We start from the raw sequence: 21,983 nt of genomic DNA on the forward strand, positions 1-21,983 counted from the left end.
TGATTGTCCTGATGTTTATTGCATCGAATTCTACATGATATCCTGCAACGATTGCTGGTCAGGATCGAATTGCAGGTATTTTCTGAATGATATACTGAAGAACATCGGAAGGTAACACAACAGAACTACGATAAAACTGGCTGAGATCAACAGCCTGATCGAGATGAATTCGGCCAGCACGCCACCCACGGAATAGGCGACCGGCATCAATCCGCCGGCAATGCTGCCGAGGAGCCCAAATACCTTGCCGCGTTTGTCCTGGGGTGTGGTCAATTGCAGAACCGTGCTGATGAAAGTGTTCAGGATAGCGTTGACAAAACCGGTTATAAAGACGAGCGCACCCATTACAGGAAAATACAAGGTTACGGGCAGCAAGATCATCCCCACACTCATTAGCAGGTAGCATATAGAGAATACCTTGAACCTCTGTTCGGGTTTGAAATTGACGAGTGAGGTGAATAGGAAACCTAAGAATAATCCACCCGTGAAAAATCCCATGATGATACCGTAGAACACCGGACCGAGATGCTTTTCCTGATGAAAAAGCGGCAGGATGAGCATGATACCCATGACTGCGAAGAAGTTGATGATGCCGGCGATAGCCATTAGCGTTCTCAAACCACGGAAATGCCAGACAAATTTGAGGCCGTCTTTCATGTCGGCGAAGAAATGAAGTTTTGCTTTTTCGTGGATGATCTTCGGTACCTTGATGAAGACCTCGGTTACGGCTGAGAACAGGTATGACAGCCCATTGAAGAGGAACATGAATGAAGCGCCGAGTATCTTGAAGAGAATTCCGCCGGCCGAACTGCCGATAATACCCGAAGCGGTCTGTATGATATTGAATACGGAATTCGCCTGCACCAGTTTGCTTTTATACACGATGTCAGGAATTATGCTGCCGACCGCCGGGTTGAAGAACGCACCGCAGGCGCCGATCGTCATTCCGGCTGTGAATACCATCCAGATCTCGATGAACCCGAGATACGAAGCGATGCCGATGAATACTACACAGATACCTCTTATCGCATCCATGATTACGAGCAGCCATTTGCGGTCACTGCGATCGACGACAACGCCGGCAAAAGGTGAAATAAGAACCCGCGGCAGGGAAGAGGCAGCCATTAGAGTGCCCATTAGCGCGGTGGAACCGGTGACATTGAGTATCCAGAAACCGAGGGCGATCGAATATGCTACATCACCTAAAGCAGAAACGAACTGCCCTTGCCAGAGCAGGAAAAAATTCATGTTCCAGAGTTTGGGTTTGCTTTCCTCTGGTTTAGCGGTTTCTTTTTCCTCCAATGGTTCTCCTTGTTCAGTTTGCTGAGATAAATTCAATAGGTGCAGTATAGTGAATTACCGTAGTTAGTCAATGGAATTGTCTGAAAGGAATGATTTGTTGACGGTCGTGCTGAGGCGGCAAAAGTGAACAGAATATAGCCCTTTTCCCTTTTGCGGTCTTCGGCAGGATCTACGACAGGTTGGGTTTGTTTACAATTTCACGCTTTTTTCACACTGATTTTATACTAATATGGGTGTAAAGGGTAAAAGTAAGCATAATATAGCCCTTGGCAGGGTCTCTGACACGTTGGTTGTGTTTACGATAGTCTGTTGAGATTGCTTCACCTCGACTCTGTCGAGGTTCGCAATGACCGGGGTAGCTGTCACTGCGAGCGCATGCGAAGCAGTCTCAGGTAATGCGGACAATGTCATATTGGGTCTATTTGTTTTGTTATCTTGACAAATCAATGCGCGACATTACAATATCAACAGCAGGAGGTTTTATGAAAGCCTTACTTGTATTGTGTATATGTTATGCATTCATCTTTGCTGATACCTCGGTTAATATCGATGATGCTGTTAATGATGGCGCGTCCATTTTAGGACGGCCAACAGAGATGTTCTCAGACCGGGTAATGATCGATTCTGTCGGCAATATCCGCGCGATTCTTGGCAGCCAGGGTAAGAGCATTGCAGTGTCTGGCGGCGGTGAGGCAATCGCGGTTATCTACGGTGAACCGAGCGGTGATCCGAACAACACTATGCTTGTCAAGGTCGCCTATTCATTGAACGGCGGTGTCTCATGGACTACGTATGGGCCGTTTTCGGGCGGAGGCCGAAGAATCTATAATGATGTTGCCTACACACCCAATTTTCATACTAATCCTGGCGAACTCTGGTTTGCCTTCCAATTTTGCACGCAAGGTTACATTGATGTCATGATAGAGGTCATGAAGGAGGAAAATCTCCCTGCGGCACCGTCGTTCTCGGTGCCAATAATTCCACCCAATGCGCAGGCACCGGCTACCTATCCGTGGGAGCCGAGCATCGTGGTAATGCAGGATGACCCCACGCATCTTGTGCTCACGGCCTGGAGTTACCTCGCCAACGGCAATGGCTGGGCATACTGTTGGATAAGTAATGATGGTGGTTATGGATGGAGTGATACTATACCCATGGTGCAGATCAGCGCCGATGGTTCAGCAGGCGCCCTGGCTGCAGGTACAGACGAGTACTTGTTCTACACGTACCTCGACTACTACACTTTCAGCGGAACCGATTCGACGCCCTATCCGCACTATACCGAATCGACGGACGGCGGCTATACATGGAGTGACGGAGCACCGATTACTATTTTCCCGGCCAATACCTCGTCTCAGTACTGGTGGCACGAATTCGATTGCATCGTGGTCGATAGCGAACCGTGGGTAGTTCATAATGATATAGGTGTCGGCGGCACGGGTGGACCGCATATCGCAAAAGCGACCGGTTCGCCAGGCAACTGGACATGGGATATATGGCATCAGGATACGGTCGGTTTCGACTCAACCTGGATTGGGGATACCCTTTACTATTGCGCCCCTAGTCAGTATCCTTCTTTGTCCTACGATCCGGTATTCGGCAGGGTACTGGCAAGCTGTAAATCATACATCTACGTTGGTAATACGGTCAACTGGGCGATGTACGACGGGGCGCATATTCAGGGCGTATATACCGATGATGGTGGCAGTTCCTGGCATATTACCGATGCACTGTCTACAGCGAACACGGGGGAAATCATTTGGGACGACTGGAATGCGACTGAGACTGCCGATTGGCTGGGGTACTCGGGCCCTTATCTCAAAAACTACTCCATATGGGTGCTTGAAGACCCGAATACGGAGGCTGGTGAACTTTATTTTGAGAGCTGGTCAATGCCCGCTATTGAGGAGACCGGTGATTTATCCGTCAGCATCCTTGATTTTGAGATATTCCCTTCTGTCGTCACGAACGCCGGCGTAGTAAGATTCACGATGCAAATTGCTGGGTATGTCTCAGTACGAGTATATGACGTGAGCGGTCGCACAGTCGAGGGTATTTTCGACGGGTATCTCGATAGGGGTACTCACAAAGTAGATCTGCGCACGGATTATCTGTGCAGTGGCACATACTTTACCGTGCTGCAAACCGAGTTTGGTCAGCAGGTGGAGAAGTTTGTTGTAGTAAGATAAGTTATTGCTTTAATCGAGCGCCTGTTCGATTATCCCGCCGCCGATAACCAGGTCATCCCGATAAAACACGATCGACTGCCCGGGTGTGATCGCCCACTGCGGTTTCTTGAAAATGACCCTAACGCTGTTCTTGTCCATTGGCTCGACACACGCTTCACTGAGCGGCGAGAAATAGCGAATTTTTGCAGTGACATGGAGGTCGCACTCCAGGGTGTCGAATGGTATGAAATTGAGGTCAGTCGCGATCAACTCGCATTTGAACACTTCTTTTCTATCACCGACTTGGATTGTGTTGTTCTCTGCGTCGATCCTTGTCACATAATACGGGTATTTATGGCTAATACCGAGACCGTGTCGCTGGCCTATTGTATAATGAACAATTCCTTTATGCTGACCTACTACCTTGCCTTCTTCATTGATGACCGGACCTGGTTCTTGAGGCAGCAATTTTCTCAAGAATGATGCATAATCACCTTCAGGAATAAAACATGCATCCTGACTCTTCTTACGTTTCGCTGTTGGCAGACCGTGCTTGCGCGCCATTTTGCGTACTTCTTCCTTGGTGAATTCACCGAGCGGGAGTATTGTTTTGGATAACTGTTCCTGTGAAAGCCGGTATAGAAAATAGGATTGTTCGTTCTTATCCTTACCTCTCTTCAAGAGATATCGCCCATCTTTTTTCTCGATGCGCGCATAATGACCAGTGGCGATCTTCTCGATGCTCGTTATATTTGTTTTCTTCAGCAGCAAGTCAAATTTCAGTAGTTGATTGCAGAGCACACATGGATTTGGAGTTCTCCCTCGTCCATACTCGGTGGCAAAATTATCGACGATCAGTTTATTGAATTCCTTCTCAAGATCGACACGATGGAAGGGGATTTCGAGATTCTGGGCGACGCGGGTGGCAAGGTCGATATTTTCTTGTTTGACTCCTTTAAACACCATGGTCGCTCCTTCGACATCGTATCCGGCATCCTTGAGCAGAGCAGCCGCGGTCGAAGAGTCGACCCCGCCGCTAAGTGCGACGAGTATGCGGGTTTTCCTGTTTACGGTGGTATCTATCTTCACTTGAGTTCCATATTAGCGTAAAAGACAAATGCCGTCAAGTGCATGCGTGGTTGACTTCTCCTTATTTTTCATATAATATACTCGATGAGGTTTCCCTCAGGCCGCCCGATAATCGAGAATACGAGGCTCGAATTCATCAATCTCAACAATGTCCTAACGGCATCGAAAAGAGAGAGAGCACACCGTATCATAGGATATATAGCGATATTCTACCACGATATTTCGGAATTGATCTTCTTGAATCAGGGTGAGCCATTCAATGCAGCAAGGATCGGGCCGGACACAAGGGAGATCGTGCCCATTGGCGAAATAGTGGAAAAGGCTAAGAAGGCAACTTCGGGGACCTTGAGCGAGTATGCAACCGATGAAATACTGCTCAAGTTGATCATTTCTTCGATAATGTTGAAGCCGCTTAAGAGTTCTATAGATTTGACGAGGATCCAGCCGAGGATTTTTCTCGATAAGTTGAAGAACACTAAGTTCAATGGTTTCATCTGGATGAGAGTGGGGTTGGAGGAATCATTCGCTTACTTTGAAAACGGTGTTATACCGGGTTGTTATATTGCTGGACATCAGGAGATTGCCCCGGAAGAGGAAATATATCCGATCCTCTTGAAACCCGAGACAAAGGTCGCGGTTTTCGACCGGGTCGAAAAAGCCGTTGCCGAGCAAGCCACGCCCGCACAGGTCGACATGTTCTGCAAAATCTTCACGGCGTTGTTAAAAGCCTATGCCCACCCTCTTGGTCAATCCCTCGTTCTGCGCAGCGCCCTGGCTTCGAAAAGCACTGCCCAGAAGGAATTTCCCTTCATCGAGAAATTCGATGTTGAGTCCGACCTGACTTTCCGTGGCGAGGTGGTCGTCGAACCTAAATCCTTTGCCCAGGGCATGGCTCGCATGTTCGATCTTATCTGTGAATCATTCTCAACCTTCCTTGGTAAGGAAAGTGAATTAATAGCACGGAAGATATTGACTGATTACCGATTTGCACTGAAGACCATGAGATTTTTTGATTACACAAAACTCAAGATTTGATGCCTCTTTTCATAATTACTACACCGATCGGAAACATGAAGGACATGACAGAAAGAGCGGTAGAAACACTGCGAGAGGTGGATTTGGTTGCTTGTGAGGATACCAGGCGGGCCGGTGTATTGTTGAAGAAATATTGTATCAAAAAGAAATTGATATCTTACTACGAACAGAATGAAAGAAGGAGGGTTCCCCAACTCATTGCTTTGCTCAAACGGGGTGAGAAAATAGGTTTGATCACCAATGCCGGAACGCCGCTCTTATCCGATCCAGGGTTTTTGTTGGTCAGGGAAGCTATCCGGCAGGGGATTCAAATTCATTCTATACCGGGGCCGTCGGCTATAACCGCTGCCCTTGCAGTTTCAGGACTGCCGGTAGATAGATTTATCTTTGAGGGGTTCTTATCGAAAAAAAGCGGACAGCGCAGGCGGGTTTTAGAACAGCTGAAAATGGAAAAGCGCACGATAGTTATTTTTGAGTCACCGCAGCGGCTGGACAGATTACTGAGAGAAATCCTTGAGGTTATCGGTGACCGCAGGGTTGTGCTGTGCCGTGAATTGACCAAGTATCATGAGGAAACAGTGTACGGACATGTCAGCACGGTATTCGAAAAGCTGAATTCAAGGAAAGGCGAGTTTACGATCGTCCTGGAAGGCAGCGATGACTGAGATCAAGGAAATCGGCAGAAGGTTTTTCGTCCGGCCGATAGTAGCTTTGCTAATGGCGCTCAGGATTCATCCCAACGTGATCACGATGGCCAGTTTAGTATTGGCAATAATTGCATTCTTTTTCTACAAAGGCGGAATTTTTTGGGCGGGAGCGATATTTCTCTTCTGGTGCGGAGTGTTCGACAGCTTTGACGGCGAGATTGCACGTCGAAGAAATCTGACCTCAAAGCTCGGAAGTTTTCTCGACTCCACGGTCGACCGCGTCAACGAATTCATAATCTATTTTGGCCTCTATTTATACTACCATGATAAGGCGAGTTACATACAGTTCTGGATCCTGATCGCCATTTTCGGTTCGATGATGGTCAGTTATACGCGCGCCCGTGCAGAGGGTTTGGGTATTTCGCCCCAGGTCGGTCTTTTCGAACGGTTTACGAGAATCGTTCTGCTAATTACAGGTTCGGTGCTCGGTCCGCGGTTCATGCCTTATGTCATAATCATCCTGGCGATCGGAACGATTCAAACGACAGTGCGCCGTATCTACTTTGTTAAACAAAAATCAAGCCCGGAGTGAGACAAGAGAGGATTCTGGATAGCGGCCAGGACGGCAGGGAAAGGGTTCTGCTGGTTTCGGTGGTGGACTCCAGGACCAGGCGCTGGCGTGTTGTGCAATCATTGGAGGAATTAGCCAGCCTGACGAACACGGCCGGAGGCGTGGTCATCGAAAGTCTGATGCAAGCAAGGCGCCGGTTCGATCCGGCTACCTTGCTGGGGGTCGGTAAAGCGAGAGAGCTGGCCGAAATCAGTGAAGAGCTCGCCATTGACCTGCTCATATTTGATACCGAACTCTCTGCGGCGCAGATACGGAACATCGAAGACATCGTGAATGTGCGGGTGATCGACCGTACTACGCTGATACTTGATATTTTTTCAAAACACGCGAGGACCAAGGAAGCGAAACTGCAGGTCGAACTCGCCCAATTGGAATATCGCCTGCCGAGATTGGTTGGTATGGGTGTTGAATTTTCAAGGCTCGGTGGTGGTATTGGTACGAGAGGTCCAGGCGAGAGGAAATTGGAGGTGGACCGGAGACGTATCAAGGAGCGGATCTCCACTCTGAAGAGGATGTTGAAGAAGATCGAACACTCGAAAGAAGTTCAGAGAAAACGCAGGGCCGATATTCCCAAAATTGCCGTCGTCGGCTACACCAATGCCGGCAAATCTTCGCTCGTCAACGCACTGACTCGTTCCAAACTCGTGACCTCGGAGCAATTGTTTTCCACCCTCGATTCAAATACCAAGGTGCTTTTTGTGCCGCCGAAATACAAGATGTTAATAAGTGATACGGTTGGTTTCCTGAAAGACCTGCCGCATAATCTGATTGCCTCTTTTCATGCGACTCTTGCCGAAGTGCTTGAGGCTGATATCTTAGTGCATATTGTCGATGCTACTTCCGAGGACCTTGAAGAGAAGATAGTGACCGTGTGCAATGTGCTTGAAGAGATCAATGCTGACAAGAAACCGAGAGTGCTGGTTTTTAATAAGATCGACAGGATTTTCGACGAGGAAAAGGAACGGTTCCAAAGTAGATTTCCAGAGGCGATGTTTGTTTCGGCCTTGAAGAATTCAGGTCTCGATCCGCTAAGAGAGAGATTGCGTGCGCATTTCTTCCCTCATGATTCTGTGTAGTATCTTGACCGCATGCACTATTGCGTTATAATAACAGGTGACTGACTACCTCGACGATGTTGTCGGACAGGAAACAGCAAAGACGTTCATCCGCACTGCAATAAAGAAAGATAATCTCTACAATCTCCTTTTTGTCGGCCCACGCGGTGTTGGCAAGCGGACCATGGGTTTTGCCCTGGCGAAAACCCTGAACTGTCCACCGCATTCTCAAAATTTCAATCTAATCGCTCCTATACCTTCCAGAATAAAAGAAAAGAGCGATAAGATACATGAGTATTCGCAAAAGTATCTGCCCGATAACCCTGTTGTTGCGACGGAAGACCGTGTGTCGATACTCATTGAGCAGATCAGAAATCTGGATCGACGTTTGATGCACATGCCCAGTCTGAATACAAAACGTATTGTGCTGATCCTCGAAGCCGATCAGATGACGGATGAGGCAGCAAATTGTTTCCTGAAGACGCTCGAAGAACCGCCGGTCGACACGATCTTCGTGCTCACCAGTTCGCGGCCTGAGTATGTATTGCCGACGATACGTTCCCGCTGCCGCATCGTTCCCTTCACTTACCTAGCGGTGGACCAGATAAAGAAAATCGTTTTTGACGGTGCCGATGATTTCATGCTGGGTAGTGCCGGTGAAGTACTTTCCTTCCGCGAAAGCAGCATTGTTGATGAGGCCATCGATGTTTTTAAAAAGACCCCGCTGACATTAAGGGCTGCAGCAGATCTCGCGTACAGTTATCATAGAAAAAGGGTCGTGGAACTCTACTATCCATTGCTGCTTTTATACCGTCTGGTTCTCTATAAGAAATTGAATATCGTCGGCAGCACCCGGTACGACCGCGATGTGAATGTCAAGGCGAAAAGGGTGGCGACCGACAAGGTGATACAAGCCATCAGATTATTGAACGACAACATTATCTTGATAGAGAGTAATGCGAACAAATTGCTGCAATTGTTCAATGTTTTATTGAGATTACCCTAGTTTTCGCCATGGCGAAAAAATTCATCTGTAACGGCATGCTGGGCAAATTATCAAGATTACTGAGAATAATAGGAGTCGATTCCACGTACACAAACGAAGGGATGGCGATTCTCTTGCTTGCTCGCAAGGAAAGCCGTGTCATAATCACCCGTAACACCAGATTGCGCGGCAGGAACGGTGTTTTTTTTCTGGATAAAACGGTCCCAGAAGAGCAGCTCTCTGCGGTGGTGGATGCTTACAACCTCTGGAGTGAGATCAGGCCCTTTTCGCGCTGTGTCATCTGCAATGACGAATTGATACCGATAGAAAAAGATGCGGTAAAAGGAAGGGTTCCGTTTTTCACCTATAAGCACTTCGATGAATATGCAAAATGCCCCCGATGTGAGCGGATCTACTGGAAAGGTAGCCACTATAAGAACATGTTGAAAGAGGTGGACACCGTCTTGATGAGGGATTGAGATGAAGAGGGCATGGCTCTTAAATACATTGCTGATTTTGGTTGCGTTCCTGAATTGCATGCCGTATGTTGGTAAAGACCGTGCAGGAAAGCTGGTGAGGGTAGCGGTCGAATGCGGTGTGGATGAGGTGCATGTGAGCGGTGTTTACAAAAAAAGATACTACAGTAATCATAGGATCACGCAGGCCGGGGATTTACCCATCCTTTTCGGGCCTAAGGACGGGAAGGTGTCCGTCAATGACCGCGATTACCGTGGAAGCGTGGAAGTGCGAAAGATCGACGGCAATCTGTGGGTGATAAATGTTCTTGATTTTGAGTCTTACTTGAAAGGCGTGGTGCCTTGTGAGATCGGAGGGATCTCGGAGAGGCAGCTTGAGGCCGCAAAGGCTCAGGCAGTGGCGGCGAGGACGTATGCACGGGCGCACATCGGCCAGTACTCGGAATTGGGATTTGACCTGTATGCGACAGTACAGGATCAGGTTTACAAAGGAATCTCCTGTGAAAGGGTATTGACCAGCAAAGCAGTAGAAGGTACGGCTGGAGAGGTGCTCTTTTATGGTAATCAGCCGATCGAAGCCAAATACCACTCCACATGCGGCGGCAGGACTGCGGATTTTAGCGATGCTTGGTCAGGCGCTTCACCGCCGTATTTACGTAGTGTCGTGTGTCGTTATTGCACAAAAAGCCCGCATTACGAATGGAAGAAGGTGATGGCAAAAGCAGATTTCTTCGCCCACATAAGAAATCGCTTGAGCCGGATAAACATCACTCTTGAACGGAGCGAGTTGATACATTCGTTCAGGATCACGAGAAGCAGACGTAGCCACAGGATCAAAGAGCTCTTTCTGACAACGAACAAGAATGAATACAAGATTCCGAACTATCGAATAAGGACGCTGTTCGGAGAACCTGGTGATCCTGGGGGGCTGTTGAAATCAAACTACGTCTACGTGAGAACAGAAGGTGATCGGGTGATAATCGAGGGCAGAGGTTTTGGACATGGCGTTGGTATGTGTCAATTCGGTGCTATAGAAATGGCGAACCAGGGTAAGAATTACCGGCAGATACTGTATCATTACTATCATGGTACAAGGATAAGGAAGGTTCGGTGATCGTCCGTTCGGCTGTCCAACAAAAGGTTCCTTTAATCGGATGCATAAGAGGGGTTGACAAAATAGGTTATTTCAATATAATATGACAGACTTAAGTCTAAGATATGATGTTGACTTGAAATACATGGGGGGTATAGTGAGAAGGAGCGCGCAATGATATCGCCACGCAAGGAATATGCTATAGGTCAGATACTCAAAAATGCCAATGATCTTGAGATCAAAGGTAAGGTACCTGATGCCATCAAGGAAGTAAAAAAGGCAGTTGATTTGAATCCCGAGGACGGCAACCTTTACAACCGTTTGGGCGATCTGTACATGAAATTGGATGAGAAAGAAGAATCAATTTCGAATTTCCGGAAGGGTGTCGAGGCCTTTCGAAGGGATAATTTCCTGCGAAATGCACTCGCTTTGAGTAAGAAGATATTGCGATATGAACCGGATGGCTTTGACATGTATTATACGATTGCCGATCTCCATACCGAACTCGATGAGAAGCAGGATGCTGCTCAATACATTTTCGAATACATTGACAAACAGGCTGATCAGCAGAAGAAGAAAGAGATACTTAATGCGATTGACTATCTCAAGAGCCTGGAATTAAGGGACGAGAGACTTCTTAAACGGATCACCGAATGCCAGAATTTGGTGCAAAAAGGCGAATTGGAAAAAATTCATTCGAGCGAAATCGTTGCCGAGACGGCTGTTGCGGAAAAACCCAAGCGCGTTGAATCTCCGGCTGCGGTAAAGGTCGAAGCACAGCCTCAAAAGCGGGCAGTGAATGATGAACGCATTGCAGAATTCATCAAAGAATCTAACGGGGTACAGGTACTGAGAAAAGACATTGGCCAACTCGATGCATCTGTCAGGGAGGTCGAGCAGGCAGTGGTTTCGCTCAAGGAAGCGATCCGTTTGGACGAAATTGCCGCCACGCTCAAGAATTCCCTTGGTGCTTTGTCAGGCGACCAAAAAAAGGCTCTTTCGGTTATGCAGCAGTCAATCACTGATAATCTGGATAAGATTGAGAAGTCTGTGAAAGCATTGTATCAGAGTTCGGATAAGAGCATGCAGGACCTTCATGCTAATCTGGACAGCTTGAGTAAAGCGTTGGCCAGTCTTAGTAAGAATCAGGCGAACATCGCGCAGCAACTCAACACCAATCTAGCAAATTTGAACGTCAACTTCAAGACATTGACCGATAATTCACTCGATGTGATGAAGTCGGTGCAGGAAAGTTACAAACAGGCGACCGACGATATGTGTTGCCGTTTGGATGACACAAAAGACGCCAGTGGTAAATTGGTCAAATCAACCAACGATATGAAACAGGAACTCAGTGAGACGTCGAATTCCTTGTCAAAATACATGATTGCTCAGGAGTCAAAGGAGAAAAAACGGGACCGGTACATGACCATCATTCTCGTCATCAGCGCAATAATTTGTGGGTTGTTTGTAGTCTCCCTGATTTTCAAGTAATCTCCGGTAGAGATACTGGCTAGACCTTTGCCCGCATGCTGAGATAGGCGTGTATAAAACCATCGATTTCACCATCCATGACCTTATCCGCCTGCGAAGTTTCGTAATCTGTACGATGGTCCTTGACGAGTTTGTACGGGTGGAATACGTATGAGCGTATTTGATGGCCCCAGGCGATTTTTGTTTTCTGTTTGTTCAATTTTTCGATCTTTTCATCTTCTTGCCTCTGATAATAGTCGTAAAGCCGGGACCGTAATATCTTCATGGCATTAGTTTTATTCTGAAATTGCGACCGTTCGTTTTGACATTGAACTGCAATTCCCGTTGGAATGTGGGTGATCCTGACTGCCGAAGAGACTTTATTCACATTCTGCCCGCCGTGTCCGCCGGCCCGGTATGTGTCGATCCGCAAATCGTCATCGTTGACCTCAACACTGATATCTTCTACTTCAGGGTATACGAATACTGAAGCAAAGGAAGTGTGACGCCGCGCGTTCGAGTCGAATGGCGATATGCGCACCAGCCGGTGGATGCCAACTTCTGCCTTGAGCAAACCATAGGCGTATTTACCAACTACTTCGATGGTGGCCTCTTTTATCCCGGCCACATCACCCGGCAGGAAATCAAGCATCCGGTGTGTGAAGTTCTTCATCTCAAACCAACGCGTGTACATACGGAGCAACATTTCAGCCCAGTCACATGACTCGGTCCCGCCGGCACCAGGGTGGATCGTGAGAATACAGTTTTTCGCGTCATCCTCTTTGCCCAGTAGCAGCTTCAATTCAATGTCCCTGAGTTTGCCTTCTATTTTTCTCGCCTCGGCGGTCGCTTCGGCCAGCATTTTTTCATCGATTTCCTCTAGCTCTATCAAACCAGATAGAAGTTCGATGTCCGCCCCAATTTCTGTGACTGCCTGGAGCCAGAACTGTTTATCGTTTATTTCCGACATGATTTTCTGAGCTTCGGTTTGATTTGCCCAGAATTCCGGGTTTGAGGTTTTGGTCTGTAGTTTCTTTAGTTCTTGCTCGAGTTTCTGAAGGTCAAAGATGCTCCTTCAGACCATCAAATCTCGTCTTGAGTTTTTTTATTTCATCGACGGTTACGACATTCGAATCAGACGGCTTGTTCACCAGCTACTCCTTCGATTTACTCGCTTTTGCCGGCGCTGTTTTTTTTGCAGCATATCGTCTCTTGAATTTTTCCACCCTGCCCGCAGAATCGACGATTTTCTGTCGTCCGGTGAAAAATGGGTGGCACTTTGAACAAAGATCAACGCTGATTTTTTCAACCGTCGATCTCGTTTCGACCCGATTACCACAAGCGCAGGTTACTACACAGGACATGTATTTTGGGTGAATTTTCTTTTTCATATTAAATTCTCCTTATTATTCATTACTCATGGATTCGAGGAATTCTTTGTTCGTTTTGGTCCGGGACATCTTTTCCGCAAGGAATTCCATCTGTTCTATTGTGTTCATCTCAGAAAGTAGTTTACGCATGATCCACAATCGATTGATCTCAAAGTCCGCCAGCAGCAACTCCTCTTTCCTGGTTCCTGATTTGTATAGATCGAGGGATGGAAAGATCCTTCGATCAGAAAGTCTCCGGTCGAGTATCAATTCAAGATTACCAGTGCCTTTGAATTCTTCAAAGATCACCTCATCCATTCTGGATCCAGTATCGATCAGTGCTGTTGAGACTATTGTCAGACTACCACCTTCTTCGATGTTCCTTGCCGCTCCGAAGAATTTCTTTGGTTTTTGCAGTGCGGTGGAGTCGAGACCGCCGGACAAGGTCTTACCGGAGTGAGGAACAACGGAATTGTGAGCACGGGCGAGTCGGGTCAGACTGTCGAGAAGTATGACGACGTCCTTTTTAGTCTCGACCATGCGTTTCGCCCGCTCGAGAATGATCTCGCCGACTTCGGTGTGGCGCTCCGGTGTTTCGTCAAACGTTGAGGAGACGACTTCGGCATCAACCGAGCGTTCGAAATCAGTTACCTCCTCCGGTCTTTCATCAATAAGCAGTACAATGAGATATATCTCGGGGTGGTTCGTCGTGATTGAGTTCGCGATTTTTTGCAGTAACACCGTCTTGCCAGCCCGAGGTGGTGATACTATTAATCCGCGCTGACCTTTGCCAATAGGCGTGAACAGATCAACGATACGCATCGAGCGGTCATTCTTACCCTCGATCTCCAGGTGAATGCGTTCGTTGGGGTACAGGGGAGTCAGATTGTCAAACAGTACGCGCTCGCGGAATTCGGAAAGCGGTATATTGTTTATGTGTTCAATTTTGATCATCGCGAAATAGCGTTCGCCTTCGCGCGGCGGACGGGCAAGACCCCTGATGTGATCGCCGACCTTGAGGTTGAATTTTCGTATCTGCGAGATTGACAAATATATGTCATCCTGGCTCTGCAAATAGTTGTAATTGGGCGATCGCAGGAACCCATAACCTTCGGGATGGATTTGCAGCACTCCTTCAACCGGTACGAGCTCGGACCGCTTCGTCTCCGCTTCGATAATTGCATGTATCAGATCAGGTTTTTTGAGATCTGTGAAACTGGCTAGACCCAAATCCTTTGCAATATCATGCAGTTCTGTTACCTTTCTCTTCTTTAAATCATCTATTTCCATTAATCACCTTCCATTTGTGGTCAGTTTAAGTATTGATAATTTTTGCTAAATGCAGTTTTATTTTGTTCAATGCTGACCTATGGGCAACTTAAATTGGTAGCCTACTATATGGATTCAGTACCGTTCAACTATGAGATTATACTTGTATTTTGCGTTTTGTCAATACCCTATTTTATCTTGAGCATTCGCTCGATTGAACTCAGTGCTTGCCTTCGCGTCTGCTCGTCGATCTCGATCTTGTGTTCATCACGTTCAAGTGACCACATGATCTTCTCAACCGTGGTCAGTTTCATGTTTGGACATATCGCGTTCGGACTACCCGGTATGAACTCCTTGGCAGGATTCTCCTTCTTGAGCCTATGTAACATGCCCAGTTCAGTACAGATTATGAACTGTTCTGCATCATTTTCCTGGGCATACGTGATCATCTGGGACGTTGAGCAGATAGTATCAGCTACTTCCTGTACGTCGAGGCGACATTCTGGATGGGCGACGATTCTTGCATCGGGGTATTTATCTTTCAACTTCATCAATTCTTCTCTTGAAAAGACCATGTGGGTCGGGCAATATCCTGGCCAGAGAATGAATTTCTTATTCGGTGACCTTTTCGCAATATACGAACCCAGGTACTGGTCTGGAATGAAAAGTACCTTGTTTTCACTCAGTGATTGTGCGACTTTCATTCCATTGGCTGAGGTGCAGCATATGTCACTCAATGCTTTGACATCGGCGTTTGAGTTCACATAGCACATCACCGCGGCGTTTGGATTATTTTTCTTCTCGTCCGATAACTGCCCTGGTGTTATCATATTCGCCATCGGACACCCAGCGTGCTGATCGGGCATGAGGACCGTTTTATTGGGATTGAGTATCTTGGTAATCTCAGCCATGAAATAGACCCCACAGAGGAGAATGGTATCCTGGGTAATACCTTGTGATATTCTGGCAAGCTCCAGCGAGTCGCCGACATAATCGGCAATATCCTGGATCTCAGGCAATTGGTAATTGTGCGCAAGAATGATGGCATTTTTCTCTTGCTTGAGTCTGGCGATCTGTTCGGTGATGTTACGTGTCAATTCTAATCTACTATCGCTTCTGCGGATAGAATGTAGTTGATGGGGTTTACAGCACTGTGGGACAGGCGAACTTCATAATGGAGATGAGGTCCGGTCGATCTGCCCGTGTTTCCTACATATCCAATGACGTCACCGCGTCTTACCTGCATGCCGGAATTGACTCTGACACGTTGACAATGGGCGTACATTGTCATGAATCCGTACCCGTGGTCGATTTCGACACACAAACCATAATCTTTTTTGTTACCTGCGTATCGAACGATACCGCTGGCAGGAGATACAATGGGGGTGCCAGTAGGTGCGGCAATATCCAATCCCTCGTGCATTTTCACCAGGCCGGTAAATGGATCGACCTGATAGCCGTAGCCGCGGATCATCCATCCCTGCACCGGCATGATCGATGGCGTGTGATCCCTGAGAAATGCCTTCTCACGAAGAAAGTTAACCAGCTCCACGTAGCTCGTTCTTTGGAGACGGGCTCGACCGACAAGATTATCCAGCGTTTCCGAGATGTAGGTGAGGTTTTTCTTAACATTCGCGGACAGATCTTCCTGCGCGAATTCAGGCGTAAACCCTCCCACTCCCATATCGCGCAGTTCTTCATCGATCGGCTTGAGCGGTGCATAGGTACGGAGCTTGTTGTCATAGATCTTAATGCTGTCGATCACCGTCTGCAGACCAGAGAGTTCATTCTCAATTCGTTCAATCTCTTCCTGCACGACACGATTTTCGTTCAGAACCTGTGACAACCGGTTACGGTCGACTTCCTTCTTTGCATAACTGGTCAGGCTGTAGAAGAAAGATGTGATTATCAGCACACACACGACCGTGATGACTATCAAATACCCCGTTTTGATGCGGAGATTCGTAGTTTTGCTTCCCTTTCCAGGTATTAAAATAATGTCCAAATCTTTGCTCCGGCTAATTATACCGAGTCACCATAGAAAGTCAAGCATACCGGTATCATTCCCTGTCCATCGGTATTTTGACTTTTTTATCGTGAGCGAAGCGGATTGCCGCTTCATAGCCAGCATCGAAGTGGCGCGCGATACCGATACCCGGGTCATTTGTCAGTACTCGGTTGATACGCTCGTCCATGTCAGCGGTGCCGTCGCAAACCAGCACCTGTCCTGCGTGGATCGAGTAACCGATGCCGACTCCGCCGCCGTGGTGTACCGAAACCCATGAGGCACCTGAAGCGGTATTCAGCAGACCGTTCAGAATTGGCCAGTCAGCTATAGCATCTGAACCGTCGAGCATTCCTTCGGTCTCGCGATAAGGTGACGCTACCGAACCGGTGTCCAGGTGGTCCCTGCCTATTACTATCGGGGCAGCGATCTTGCCGGTTCTTACGAGGCGGTTTATCTCCATGCCGAACCGGTCACGCTCACCATATCCGAGCCACATGATACGAGCCGGCAAACCCTGGAAAGGGATTTTCTTCTGCGCCAGTTCGATCCATCTGCGTATCGACGGGTCGCCACCGAACATCTTGAGGACGACTCCGTCCAGATTGTGTATATCGCGCTTATCGCCAGACAATGCCGCCCATCGGAAAGGACCGCGTCCATGACAGAACAGAGGTCTGATGTATTCGGGCACGAAACCCGGTATTGCGAAGGGATTTTCGACGCCGGCTTTCTTTGCCTGCCCGCGTATGTTGTTACCATAGTCGAAAGCAACCGCTCCTTTCTTCTGTATCTCGAGCATTGCCTCCATCTGTCTGGCGATCGATTCGAGCGCGCGTTTCTTGTATTCTTCAGGATCTCTTGCACGCAACGAGTTGGCGTCGTCGAGGCTCATGCCACCCGGAACATATCCGTTCAATTCATCATGTGCCGATGTCTGGTCGGTCAGGATGTCGGGTATGATATTTCTCTTCAGGAGTTCGGGTTCGATTTCAGATGTGTTACCGACCAGACCGACCGAACGCGGTTGTTTTCTCTTCACCGCTTCAAAGACAAGATCGAGGGCCTCGTCAAGATCGTCAACCATGAAATCGCAAAAACCCTGGTCAACGCGCTTCCGAATGCGTGCTGGATCAACTTCGATAGCGAGGATCACGCCCTCATTCATAGTGGCAGCCAGGGGTTGGGCGCCGCTCATTCCACCCATGCCTCCGGTTAGAATCCACTTGCCTTTCAAACTTCCACCAAAGTGTTGCCGCGCGCATGCGGCAAAGGTCTCATAAGTTCCTTGAATAATGCCTTGAGTGCCGATGTAGATCCATGAACCCGCAGTCATCTGTCCGTACATAATCAGACCGAGCGCTTCGAGTTTACGGAAATAATCCCAATTTGCCCAGTTGGGCACTAGCAGCGAGTTTGCGATCAGTACCCGGGGCGCATGTTTGAACGTACGGAAAACGCCGACTGGCTTGCCCGACTGGACCAGTAGTGTTTCATCGTTCTCGAGTTTCCTGAGTGTGTCAACGATCGCGTTGTAGCATTTCCAGTTCCGGGCGGCTCTACCGCTTCCTCCATAGACGACCAGTTCTTCTGGTTTTTCTGCGACCTCAGGATCGAGGTTGTTCTGCAGCATCCGGAGCGCAGCCTCTTGTTGCCAGCTCTTGCACGTTATTTTGGTTCCATGTGGTGCGGATACAGGTTTGTACGCGTAATCTTTGATGGTACTGGTTTTCTTCATGAGACCTCCTGGTTCATTCTATGTGAAAAAGAATGATTTGTCAAGTTGACCGCCCTCGGTGTACTTGTCTCAGCTGTTGTTGACTCACCGTGCAAAATATGTATAATAGCCAGGATGAAAAAAATTGTATTGTTGGTGTTCATGTTATTGCTGACTTGCGTTTCGAATGAATCGAAGGCAAAAAGGATACTCGACCAGGGGTTGAGCGATGCATCGCCCTTTGTACGGGTCAGTGCGGCAAAAGCGTTGATGATGCTTGGCGATGTTCGGGGTAACAGACTGCTGATGGAAATGGCCGCGCAGGATGAAACAGAGCTGCAGGTGAACGCACTGAATGCTCTATACGAGGCAGGCTATGGAGAGCTCGAGCCGGTGGTGATCGGCCTGTGCAGTAACCCAAGCGCGGCTATTCGCGAGGCGGCATACCGGATCGTGGCTTCGAGCGATGAGCAGGAGGCGCGAACGATTCTCTTGCAGGGTATATATGATGAATTTTCCCGCGTGAGAGAGGTTGCTTATTCTGGTCTGGGTAAGTTCCAGGAGATGGACGCGTTGCTCCAGGGGTTACGTGATCCCGATCCACTTGTCCGCATTAGTGTTGCCAGAACACTGGGCGAGTTAGGATCCGACGGTATGTCTGATTTCATACGAGAGGAATTGAGAAAATTCCGGCCCGATGTGTGGGGCAAAGGCGTGATTGCCATTGCTGAAGTACGTGACACGACGAACATTCAATTTTTCAAGAGGTTACTGGAGGAGGGCACGGAGGAACTAAGGATACACGCGGCCGAGGCTCTCCTTATTCTCAATGATGATGCAGGCGTCCAGACGTTGTTGCGCTCCCTGCAGTCGAAAGACCCGTTCGTTCGCATAGGTGCGGTTGAAGTACTATCACGATATGATGTGCCGGATGCTTATGATGAACTGAGGACCGCAGTCCGGGATGAATACATCAATGTTGCTGTCCGGGCTGTCGAGGCATTGGCTAAACATGACGCGGCGAATCAGAAAGAACTCTTTGCCGAGCTGATGGATGCCTCGAACGTCTTGCTCAGGGTCAGTGCAGCATTCGCATATTTGAGGAGCTAAGATGGGTTTGCGTTTGTATAATACAATGAGCGGAAAATTGGAGGAATTCAAGCCGTTGGGCGATACAGTGAAGATTTACACGTGCGGCTTGACTGTTCAGAGTGAACCTCATGTCGGGCACATACGCGCCGCGATGGTTCGTGATACATTGATGCGATGGCTCGGGTATCTTGGATATAATGTAGTGGCGCTTGAGAATTTCACTGATGTGGACGACAAGATAATCGAAAAACAGAAAGAGTTTAACAAAGACTGGCGCATGATCGCCCAGGACAATATCGATACATATCTGTGGGCATGCGACCGATTAAATATCGAGAGGGCGACCTTTTATCCAAGGGCGTCACAGCACATGGAAGAAATAATCGATCTCGTTGCTCGGTTGATTGAGAAAGGATTTGCGTACGAAAAGAAGGGTGACGTATATTTCCGTGTCCGCAAATTCCCCGACTACGGTAAATTGTCAAAAAAGAGCATTGATGATCTAGTGGCCGGGGCGCGCATTGCGCCGACCGAATCGAAGGATGACCCGTTGGATTTCGCACTGTGGAAGGCGGCAAAACCTGACGAACCCTACTGGCTCAGTCCATGGGGCAAAGGAAGGCCCGGCTGGCATATCGAATGCTCGGCGATGTCGATGCGGTATCTTGGAGAGACGTTTGACATCCACACGGGCGGCGAGGACTTGATATTTCCCCATCATGAGAATGAACTCGCTCAGTCACTGGCGGCAACGGGCAAGCCGTTTGCCCGTTTCTGGCTTCACAATGGGTGGGTTACGTTGACCGGGGAAAAAATGTCAAAATCCACCGGGCACTATTCGCCGATAAAAGAAGTGCTGAAAAAATACTCGGCTAATGTGATACGCATGTTCATGCTCAAGACCCATTATCGCAAGCAACTCGCATACGATGATGAGAGGCTCGATGAAGCCCGGGCTGCCCTGACGACGATAAAGACTTATTTGGACAACGCCGCGAACAAATACGGGGAGATCAAGACGATATCAGAGCCAATGATGCTCGATACATTTGCTGAGGCGATGAACGACGATTTGAATACTTCGAGGGCGTTGAGTGTGATATACGAATTGATAAAGAAGGGTTATGAAGCCGATGATGTCAGAATCGCAGCCAGTGTCGAATACTATTTGGCTCTACTGGGTTTCATGAAAGAGTCTTCGGTCGCAGCCGAACCGTGCGCGGATGTAATGGTGATCTTGAGCGAGGTCAAGAAACGTCTGCAGAATGAAGAAAGGGACGAGCTGCTGAACGAGATCGCAGGTGATTGCCTTGGTTTGTTGGAGAGCAAGGGTGCTGGTGGTGTACGTCCAATCGTAATAGATCTGCTCCTGGACATCAGGAACAAACTGAGAAAAGAAAAGAACTATGAGCTCGCCGATTACATAAGAGAAAGGCTGCAGGAGAATAACATCATCGTCGACGATCAGGGTGATGGCAGTACCTTCCGCTCGGGGACCGTATGATCCAGGCAACTCAGGTCAGGCGAGGGATGCTTGTTAAGATCGGCGATGACCCGCATGTCGTTTTGAGCGTTACTCACATAACTCCGGGTAACAAACGGGGTATGATAATATGCAACTTGAGAAATCTTCAAACCGGTCTATCCACCGAGACAAGGTTCAGGTCGAGCGACCGGGTCGAAGAAGCCGAGATAGAGCAGGTTGAAATGGAATATATTTATTTCTCCGACGATAAATATTTCTTCATGAATTTGGAGACCTATGAGCAACTCGCGCTTGGTGCCGAACTTCTGGGTGATGGGGTAAAATTCCTCAAACCCAACGTTCGCGTCGGTGTTGAATTCTACGAGGGAAAACCTTTTGGTGTCATTTTGCCAAAGTACGTGAACCTGAAGGTGCTGGAAACTCAAGCTAACATAAAGGACGCGACTGCCCAGGCGCAATCGAAGCCGGCGAAACTCGAAGGCGGGCACGTCTGCCAGGTTCCGTCGTTTGTTGTAGTTGGTGATCTTATTAAAGTGAACACCGAAACCGGTCAATATGTGGAACGTGTGTAGCATATGGACTATGGGATCGGCGCAATGCTTTCCACCAAGGAGGATTAGTGGCTGATGAACTGCTGGACGAAATAAAGAGAATCGCGGAGAAGATTCCCGGTTGCCGCTACACGAGTATTGTTGGGTATGATGGTATCTCCGTTGCCCAGCATGTCATACAGGCGAATTTCGACGTGAACTCATACGATGCCGAGATCTCCTCAATTATGCTCGTGGCGAAAGAGGTGAGGGAGAATCTTTCGCTCGGTGATACGCGTGAACTCATCTGGCTCACCGATGATCTATTTTTTATTATTCATCCGGTTGGTGCCGATTACTTCATCTATGCATGTCTGAAAGCCACGGGGTCCAATCCGGGTGCGGCACGTATTGCACTCAACAAAGCAAGGCAGAAGATCCATAGTCTCATCTATCAGGAAGAATAATTACCCGAGTATAACCTTCGGCACATAACAACTCATACACTGTTCCGATAAAGAAATCTTAACTGGCTTTGGATGATACGGCCGAGCCGTATC

Annotated in this window: 21 protein-coding genes; 13 read left to right on the top strand and 8 right to left on the bottom strand. The window is 48.2% G+C overall.

Annotated features, from left to right (window positions below; translation table 11 throughout):
• Positions 1–30: 30 nt before the first annotated feature.
• The gene (locus tag OEV79_03955) at positions 31–1,302 is read right to left on the bottom strand and encodes an MFS transporter (GenBank protein ID MDH4210579.1); all 1,272 of its coding nucleotides are present in this window, start codon (positions 1,300–1,302) and stop codon (positions 31–33) included.
• 482 nt (positions 1,303–1,784) lie between these two features.
• On the opposite strand from OEV79_03955, the gene OEV79_03960 reads away from it, so the two are divergent.
• On the top strand, positions 1,785–3,491 hold the full coding sequence (locus tag OEV79_03960) for a T9SS type A sorting domain-containing protein (protein MDH4210580.1): 1,707 nt from the start codon (positions 1,785–1,787) through the stop codon (positions 3,489–3,491).
• Between the two features lie 9 nt (positions 3,492–3,500).
• On the opposite strand, the gene mnmA is transcribed toward OEV79_03960, so the two are convergent.
• A complete protein-coding gene (gene mnmA / locus OEV79_03965) occupies positions 3,501–4,559 on the bottom strand; it encodes a tRNA 2-thiouridine(34) synthase MnmA (GenBank protein ID MDH4210581.1) in 1,059 nt (352 codons plus the stop codon).
• Between the two features lie 84 nt (positions 4,560–4,643).
• Here mnmA and OEV79_03970 point away from each other — a divergent pair, with 84 nt between their 5' ends.
• The 8 genes from OEV79_03970 (at position 4,644) to OEV79_04005 (ending at position 11,975) form a co-directional block, all read left to right on the top strand.
• Complete coding sequence (locus OEV79_03970) at positions 4,644–5,594, top strand: hypothetical protein (protein ID MDH4210582.1); 951 nt, start codon at positions 4,644–4,646, stop codon at positions 5,592–5,594.
• Complete coding sequence (rsmI, locus tag OEV79_03975) at positions 5,591–6,259, top strand: 16S rRNA (cytidine(1402)-2'-O)-methyltransferase (protein ID MDH4210583.1); 669 nt, start codon at positions 5,591–5,593, stop codon at positions 6,257–6,259. The genes OEV79_03970 and rsmI overlap by 4 nt, the downstream gene beginning before the upstream one ends.
• The gene (locus OEV79_03980) at positions 6,252–6,833 is read left to right on the top strand and encodes a CDP-alcohol phosphatidyltransferase family protein (GenBank protein MDH4210584.1); all 582 of its coding nucleotides are present in this window, start codon (positions 6,252–6,254) and stop codon (positions 6,831–6,833) included. The genes rsmI and OEV79_03980 overlap by 8 nt, the downstream gene beginning before the upstream one ends.
• The gene (gene hflX, locus OEV79_03985) at positions 6,830–7,948 is read left to right on the top strand and encodes a GTPase HflX (protein ID MDH4210585.1); all 1,119 of its coding nucleotides are present in this window, start codon (positions 6,830–6,832) and stop codon (positions 7,946–7,948) included. Before OEV79_03980 ends, hflX begins: the two co-directional genes overlap by 4 nt.
• Positions 7,949–7,985: 37 nt before the next feature.
• Entirely contained in the window at positions 7,986–8,933 is a 948-nt protein-coding gene (locus tag OEV79_03990) for an AAA family ATPase (protein MDH4210586.1), read from the top strand.
• A gap of 8 nt (positions 8,934–8,941) precedes the next feature.
• A complete protein-coding gene (locus OEV79_03995) occupies positions 8,942–9,391 on the top strand; it encodes a Mut7-C RNAse domain-containing protein (GenBank protein MDH4210587.1) in 450 nt (149 codons plus the stop codon).
• 1 nt (position 9,392) lies between these two features.
• Complete coding sequence (locus tag OEV79_04000) at positions 9,393–10,502, top strand: SpoIID/LytB domain-containing protein (GenBank protein MDH4210588.1); 1,110 nt, start codon at positions 9,393–9,395, stop codon at positions 10,500–10,502.
• Positions 10,503–10,655: 153 nt separating this feature from the next.
• The gene (locus OEV79_04005; GenBank protein MDH4210589.1) at positions 10,656–11,975 is read left to right on the top strand and encodes a hypothetical protein; all 1,320 of its coding nucleotides are present in this window, start codon (positions 10,656–10,658) and stop codon (positions 11,973–11,975) included.
• A gap of 19 nt (positions 11,976–11,994) precedes the next feature.
• Here the strand turns inward: OEV79_04005 and prfB are convergent.
• The 6 genes from prfB to hutU all read right to left on the bottom strand — a co-directional run bounded on the left by prfB (position 11,995) and on the right by hutU (position 18,336).
• A protein-coding gene (prfB, locus tag OEV79_04010) for a peptide chain release factor 2 (GenBank protein MDH4210590.1) occupies positions 11,995–13,105 on the bottom strand; the annotation gives its coding sequence in 2 pieces (ribosomal slippage) (positions 11,995–13,026 and positions 13,028–13,105; 1,110 coding nt in all).
• A gap of 3 nt (positions 13,106–13,108) precedes the next feature.
• Positions 13,109–13,345, bottom strand: coding sequence for a 50S ribosomal protein L31 (gene rpmE / locus OEV79_04015; protein ID MDH4210591.1), 237 nt, complete (start codon positions 13,343–13,345; stop codon positions 13,109–13,111).
• Between the two features lie 15 nt (positions 13,346–13,360).
• Positions 13,361–14,614: a transcription termination factor Rho gene (gene rho, locus OEV79_04020; protein ID MDH4210592.1), complete on the bottom strand. Its 1,254-nt coding sequence runs from the start codon at positions 14,612–14,614 to the stop codon at positions 13,361–13,363.
• A gap of 167 nt (positions 14,615–14,781) precedes the next feature.
• Entirely contained in the window at positions 14,782–15,690 is a 909-nt protein-coding gene (nadA, locus tag OEV79_04025) for a quinolinate synthase NadA (GenBank protein ID MDH4210593.1), read from the bottom strand.
• Positions 15,691–15,692: 2 nt separating this feature from the next.
• The gene (locus tag OEV79_04030) at positions 15,693–16,598 is read right to left on the bottom strand and encodes a M23 family metallopeptidase (GenBank protein MDH4210594.1); all 906 of its coding nucleotides are present in this window, start codon (positions 16,596–16,598) and stop codon (positions 15,693–15,695) included.
• Between the two features lie 55 nt (positions 16,599–16,653).
• Positions 16,654–18,336, bottom strand: a complete 1,683-nt coding sequence (gene hutU, locus OEV79_04035) for a urocanate hydratase (GenBank protein MDH4210595.1) — start codon at positions 18,334–18,336, stop codon at positions 16,654–16,656.
• A gap of 114 nt (positions 18,337–18,450) precedes the next feature.
• Here hutU and OEV79_04040 point away from each other — a divergent pair, with 114 nt between their 5' ends.
• From OEV79_04040 to OEV79_04055, 4 genes are read left to right on the top strand one after another with little or no spacing between them, the layout of a single operon-like run.
• Positions 18,451–19,425 (top strand): HEAT repeat domain-containing protein, encoded by a 975-nt coding sequence (locus OEV79_04040; GenBank protein MDH4210596.1) that lies wholly within the window; start codon positions 18,451–18,453, stop codon positions 19,423–19,425.
• Between the two features lies 1 nt (position 19,426).
• On the top strand, positions 19,427–20,911 hold the full coding sequence (gene cysS / locus OEV79_04045) for a cysteine--tRNA ligase (protein ID MDH4210597.1): 1,485 nt from the start codon (positions 19,427–19,429) through the stop codon (positions 20,909–20,911).
• A complete protein-coding gene (gene efp, locus OEV79_04050; protein ID MDH4210598.1) occupies positions 20,908–21,465 on the top strand; it encodes an elongation factor P in 558 nt (185 codons plus the stop codon). Before cysS ends, efp begins: the two co-directional genes overlap by 4 nt.
• A gap of 47 nt (positions 21,466–21,512) precedes the next feature.
• A complete protein-coding gene (locus OEV79_04055; GenBank protein MDH4210599.1) occupies positions 21,513–21,890 on the top strand; it encodes a hypothetical protein in 378 nt (125 codons plus the stop codon).
• Positions 21,891–21,983 lie beyond the last annotated feature (93 nt).

The sequence above is a fragment of the candidate division WOR-3 bacterium genome (genome assembly GCA_029858255.1).
Lineage (GTDB): Bacteria > Hydrothermota > Tepidihabitantia > SM23-42 > SM23-42 > SM23-42.